Consider the following 5,605-nt stretch of genomic DNA (forward strand, 5'->3'; position numbering starts at 1 on the left):
TGCACCGACTTGTCGAAATAGCCGAGCGCGGAAGCGGCGACGCCGTAGTTGCCGAGGCCGAGATAGATTTCGTTGAGATAGAGCTCGAGGATCTTGTCCTTGGAATAGGCGGACTCGATGCGGACGCTGAGCAGGATTTCGCGGATCTTGCGCTCGAAGGTTCGATCCGAGGTCAGCAGGAAGTTCTTGGCGACTTGTTGCGTGATGGTCGAGGCGCCTTGCACGTGCTTGCCGCCCTGCAGAAAAACCAAGCCGGCGCGTAGGATGCCCTCGGGATCGAAGCCGCGATGCGAATAGAAATTCTTGTCTTCGGCGGCGATGAACGCCTCCTTGACCAGCGGCGGGATCGCGGCGGAAGGCAGATAGAGGCGCCGCTCGCGCGCGTATTCGGTGAGCAGGCTGCCGTCGGCGGCGTGAACGCGCGTCATCACCGGCGGCTCGTAGTTCTTCAGCTGGCTGTAGTCGGGCAGGTCCTGCTCGAACTTCCAGATCACCGCGGCGACGAGCCCCGCGCCGATGACGAAGACGATCGCGCCCGTCGCGAAGAGAAAACCGAGGAAACGGGCGATGCCGCGCATATTTCGATCCAGCATGAGCCCGGCGACGGTCGCCGGAAGGGCCGGCCGCGAGCGATGTAGCGCGCGCTCCTTAACCCAAAGCGCGGCCGTTGTCAGGAACATGCGGCCTGCTTCGACGGCGCCGCATCCTGTCGTTGGCGACTGCGGCGGAAGTATGAAGCGCGGCGCGAATCACGGCTTGGCCGGCCCGACGGGCGGCGCGCCGGCCGGCGCCCCTGGGCCGCCCGGCGCGGTCGCCCCCGGCTTTTCGGATGCGGCGAGCGCGTCGGCGCCGGCCGCCGGCGCGGCCGCGGCGTGGGCGGGAGCGAAAAAGCGATCGACGGCGTCGGCCATCGCGCTCGCGGTGCGCGCCCGCCATTCCGGCGACTTCAACGACTGGACGTCCTTGGGGTTGGAGAGATAGCCGAGCTCGACCAGCACCGAAGGGAAGTCGGGCGCTTTCAGCACGACGAAGCCAGCCGAGCGTTCGGGGTTGTTGTTGAGCTGGGTCTTGCCCTGCAGCTCGGCGACGACGCCGCGCGAGAACAGGTGGGCGTAGGCGCGGGTCTCGCGCTTCTCGAGGTCGAACAGGATGTCGACGACCCCCGGCGCCTGCGCCTTGTCCTCGACGCCGGCGGCCTTGTCGGCGGCGTTCTCGTGGGCGGCGACGCGCGCCGCCTCGGCGTCGGAAGCGCGCTCCGAGCAGGTGTAGACCGTCGCGCCGGAGACGTAAGCCGCCGCGCCGCCGAGCATGTCGGCGTGGATCGAGATCAGCAGCGAGGCTCGCGCCTCGCGCGCCAGGCGGACCCGGTCGTCGAGCGAAACGAATTCGTCGCCGTGGCGGGTCAGCACGACCTTGAAGCGGCCCTTGGCCTCGAGCTGCCGCTGCAGCTCGAGCGCGTAATCGTAGACGAGCGTCTTCTCCACCGCGCCGCCGACGCCAAAGGCGCCGCCGTCGACCCCGCCGTGGCCGGGATCGAGGACGATCACCGGCCGATCGGCGGCCGGCGCCGCGGCGCTCGCGGCCGCCGCCGGCGCGGGACCGGCGATCGCCAGCGCGTCGCGCGCCGCCGCGGCGGCGAAGGCGGCGGGCTCGCAACGCTTGAGTTCGATCGCCAGCCGCGACGGCGCGGCGCCCTTGGCGATCGGCGCCGTCTCGACCTTGGCGACGCAGGCCGGCTCGGCAAGGTCGATCACCACCCGCGACTTGCCCGACCCGAACAGGCCGAAGCGGAATCCTTTGACGATCGCCTGAGCGCGGTCGCGCGGCCGGCCGACCGACGGGTCGATCTGGAAGCTGACTTCGGCCATGTCGACGACGATGCGGTCGGGATCGACCAGCGCGCGCGCATTGGCGGCGACCGGACCGGAGAGATCGAAGACGAGCTTCGCCGCCTCGCCATCGTCGGCGAGTCGCGCCGCCACCGCCACCGGCGGCGCCTCGTCGGCGAGCGACGGCGCGCAAGCCGTCAGGCCGGCCGCGAGCCCCGCGGTCGCCAAAGCAAAGGCCGCCAACTTTTGGCGAAAGGGCATCGGTCCTCGGCAGTCAGCGCGCCATTCTTAGCGCAATAGTTCACGAACAGTTAACGAATGATGACGCGCCGCCGCGCGGAGGTCGAGCCGGTGCGGCGGCTCGCCCGCCGTTACGCCGCGCCGCGCGGCCGGCTTGGCGCTCGGGGAATTTGCTTGCCAAGCCAAACGACGGCGCCTATGTAAGCTTATCGCATTCGGGTCGTTTCCGCGTCATCGACCTGTCGCCGTCGTCGCAAGGCGATTCGGCGCCGGGAACGAGCGGAAAGAACTGACGCGCGGGCGCGACGAGCGCCCCTTCCGCCGCCTTCCCTGCGCCAAGCGTGGGGCGTTTGCGGCCGAAAAGCGCGGATGTGCGTCGCCGGCCGGTGGCCGGAGGACGCGACCCCAAGCGAGCCGCAGGCGCTTTGAACGGCGCCCCTCGAATGGCGACGAGGTCGAGTCCGCCGAGTTTCAGGGTCGCGATGCCAGAATCGCCAGCATTGATCCTCAAAGAAACCCCAGTGAATTCGCCGGCGGCCCGCGCCGCTCGGCTTCGCTGCTGCGAAGTTCGCGGCGGCGCGGTCGCCCAGTCGCGATCTTTCCCGTTTTTCGCATCAACCCAACCCATCGGCGCCGTTCGCGCGGCCCCGACGCCCTTTGACAGGGCGTCGCGGGCCGCGTCGTCGCGCCGCGAGAGAATTTACCATGTCAAACAAGATGATCATCGACGCCTCCCACCCGGAAGAGACCCGGGTGGTCGTGCTGAAGGGTAACCGCGTCGAAGAGTTCGACTTCGAATCGGCCAACAAGAAGCCGCTGCGCGGCAACATCTATCTGGCCAAGGTGACGCGGGTCGAGCCGTCGTTGCAGGCCGCCTTCGTCGACTACGGCGGCAACCGCCACGGCTTCCTCGCCTTCTCCGAGATTCACCCCGACTATTACCAGATCCCGGTCGCCGACCGGCAGGCGCTGCTCGAAGACGAGGCGCGCTCGCACCGCGAAGACGAAGAAGAGCCGAACAGCGAGCGTCGCAGCCGCCGCCATCGCCGCGGGCGCGGCGCCGAGGCGGAGATGCGGGCCGCCAACGACGACCGCGTCGTCGAAGCCGCGCCGGTCGAGGGCGAAGAAGCCGTCCGCGACGAGGACGCCGCGGCCGAAGGCGCCGCCGCCGCCGACGAGCCGGCGTTCGACGTCGCCGCGCCCGACGCCGACGCGCTTGCCGTCCAAGCGGAAGCCAACGAATCGCCTGCCCCCGTCCCCGAGCCTGAGAGCGCCGAAGCGCCCGCCGCGGCCGAGCCCGCCTTCGCGCCGCCGGCGACCGAGGCCGAGGCCGCGCGCGCGCCGAGCGACGAAGCGGGCGGGTCGCCCGCCGCCGACGGCGAAGAGGACGACGACGAGGAAGAGGAAGTGACGACGCTCGGCGGCGGCGGCGAGGAGCCCGCCGCGCGCGCGCCGCGTCGCAACGGCGACGACGAAGGCGAAGCGGTCGAGCAGATCGGCGGCGACGAAATCGACGAAGCGCCGCGCCGCGCGCCGCGCCTGCGCCGTCAGTACAAGATCCAGGAAGTCATCAAGCGCCGCCAGGTGCTGCTGGTGCAGGTGGTCAAGGAGGAGCGCGGCAACAAGGGCGCGGCGCTGACGACCTACCTGTCGCTCGCCGGCCGCTACTCGGTGTTGATGCCCAACACCGCGCGCGGCGGCGGCATCTCGCGCAAGATCACCAACGCCCAGGACCGCGGCCGGTTGAAGGCGATCGCCGACGATCTGGAAGTGCCGGAGGGGATGGGCGTCATCCTGCGCACCGCCGGCGCCTCGCGCACCAAAGCCGAGGTCAAGCGCGATTTCGAATATCTGCTCAGGATGTGGGAGACGGTGCGCGAGACGACGCTGTCGTCGAGCGCGCCGACCCTCGTCTACGAAGAGGGATCGCTGATCAAGCGGGCGATCCGCGACCTCTACTCGAAGGAGGTCGAGGAGATCGTCGTCGCCGGCGAATCGGGCTTCCGCGAGGCGCGCGACTTCATGCGCCTGCTGATGCCGACCCACGTCAAGAGCGTCGTGCCCTACCGCGACAGCCAGCCGGTGTTCGCCAAGTCGGGCGTCGAGGCCCAGCTCGACGCGATGTTCTCCAACCAGGTGACGCTGAAGTCGGGCGGCTACATCGTCATCAACCAGACCGAGGCGCTGGTCGCCATCGACGTCAACTCCGGGCGTTCGACCCGCGAGCACAACATCGAGGACACGGCGCTGCGCACCAACCTCGAGGCGGCGGACGAGATCGCCCGCCAGCTCAGACTGCGCGACCTCGCCGGCCTGATCGTCGTCGACTTCATCGACATGGAGGAAGGCCGCAACAATCGCGCCGTCGAGCGGCGGATGAAGGACGCGCTGAAAAACGACCGCGCCCGCATCCAGGTCGGCCGCATTTCGCATTTCGGCCTGCTGGAGATGTCGCGCCAGCGCATCCGCACCGGCGTGCTCGAGGGCTCGACCGTGGTCTGCCCGCATTGCCTGGGCGCCGGCGTGGTGCGCTCGACCGCGTCGGTCGCGCTGCACGTGCTGCGTTTGCTCGAAGACGCGCTGATCAAGAGCGCGACGCACGACATGACGGTGCGCGCCCGCTCGCCGGTCGCGCTCTACATTCTCAACCAGAAGCGCGCCCATCTGCGTGATCTCGAGCGCCGCTTCGGCGTCACGATCCTGGTCGAGGCCGACGACACGCTGACCGGCGCCAACCATCACGCGATCGAACGCGGCGAGCCAACCTCCGGCTTGCGGGCCGACGAACCCGCCGAGGCGCGGCACGCCGGCTACGGCGCGTCGCCGGTCGGCGGCGAGGACTTCGTGGTCGAGGCCGAAGCCGAGCCCGAGGCGGTCGAGGAAGAGGATGCGATCGAGGCGGAACCCGCCGCCGAAGAATTCGAAGCCGAAGCGGGACGCGGCGAAGCCGAGCCGGCCGCGGCCGGCGAGGGCGAACCGAGCCGTCCGCGACGGCGGCGCCGGCGACGGCGCGGCGGCGAGCGCAACGAACGCGGCGAGCGCCCGGCGAGCGAAGGGTTCAGCGCCGAAGCGCCGCAGCCGACCGATGACGGATTGGCGGCCATGGCCGAAATCGGCGGCGACTTCGCCACGCCGACGCGCGGCGAAGGCGAAGCGGCCGAGGACGACGAACGGGCGCCGAGCGCGCGCCGTCGGCGCGGCCGGCGCGGCCGGCGCGGCGGCGGCGATCGCGAGCGATTCGGCGCGCCGGCGCCGGCGAGCGACATCGCCCCGGTCGAGGGCGAAGCCGAGCCGAACCTGTTCGACGAACCGCCGCGCGAGCCGATCGCCGCGGAGCCGGAAGCTGCGCCGTCCGCAGCGGAGCCGGAAGCCGCGCCGTCCGCGGCGGCGGCCGAATCGACCCCGGACCGCGGTGAGGCGTCCGTCGTCATTTCGCAGGCCCCTGCCCCCGCTGCGCCGACGCGCGCGCCCGCGCCCGCTTCCGCCGTCGAACCGGCGGCCAAGGCGGACGAATCGGCGGTCCACGCGGCCCCCGA

At 70.8% G+C, this 5,605-nt stretch carries 3 protein-coding genes; 1 reads left to right on the top strand and 2 read right to left on the bottom strand.

The window, feature by feature from the left end; translation table 11 throughout:
* Together ABSF49_RS19685 and ABSF49_RS19690 are read right to left on the bottom strand one after the other, a co-directional pair.
* A partial coding sequence (locus ABSF49_RS19685) for a transglycosylase domain-containing protein (protein WP_424114334.1) occupies window positions 1-578 on the bottom strand: 578 nt, incomplete at its 3' end.
* A gap of 171 nt (window positions 579-749) precedes the next feature.
* Window positions 750-2,090: an N-acetylmuramoyl-L-alanine amidase gene (locus tag ABSF49_RS19690; protein ID WP_424114335.1), complete on the bottom strand. Its 1,341-nt coding sequence runs from the start codon at window positions 2,088-2,090 to the stop codon at window positions 750-752.
* A 684-nt stretch (window positions 2,091-2,774) separates the two neighbouring features.
* Here ABSF49_RS19690 and ABSF49_RS19695 point away from each other — a divergent pair.
* A partial coding sequence (locus ABSF49_RS19695; RefSeq protein WP_424114336.1) for an Rne/Rng family ribonuclease occupies window positions 2,775-5,605 on the top strand: 2,831 nt, incomplete at its 3' end.

This window comes from Roseiarcus sp. (assembly GCF_049514155.1).
GTDB lineage: Bacteria > Pseudomonadota > Alphaproteobacteria > Rhizobiales > Beijerinckiaceae > Roseiarcus.

Coding starts and splice junctions, on each gene's coding strand:
- ABSF49_RS19690 (WP_424114335.1), bottom strand. CDS start 2,090: ATGCCCTTTCGCCAAAAGTTGGCGGCCTTTGCTTTGGCGACCGCGGGG.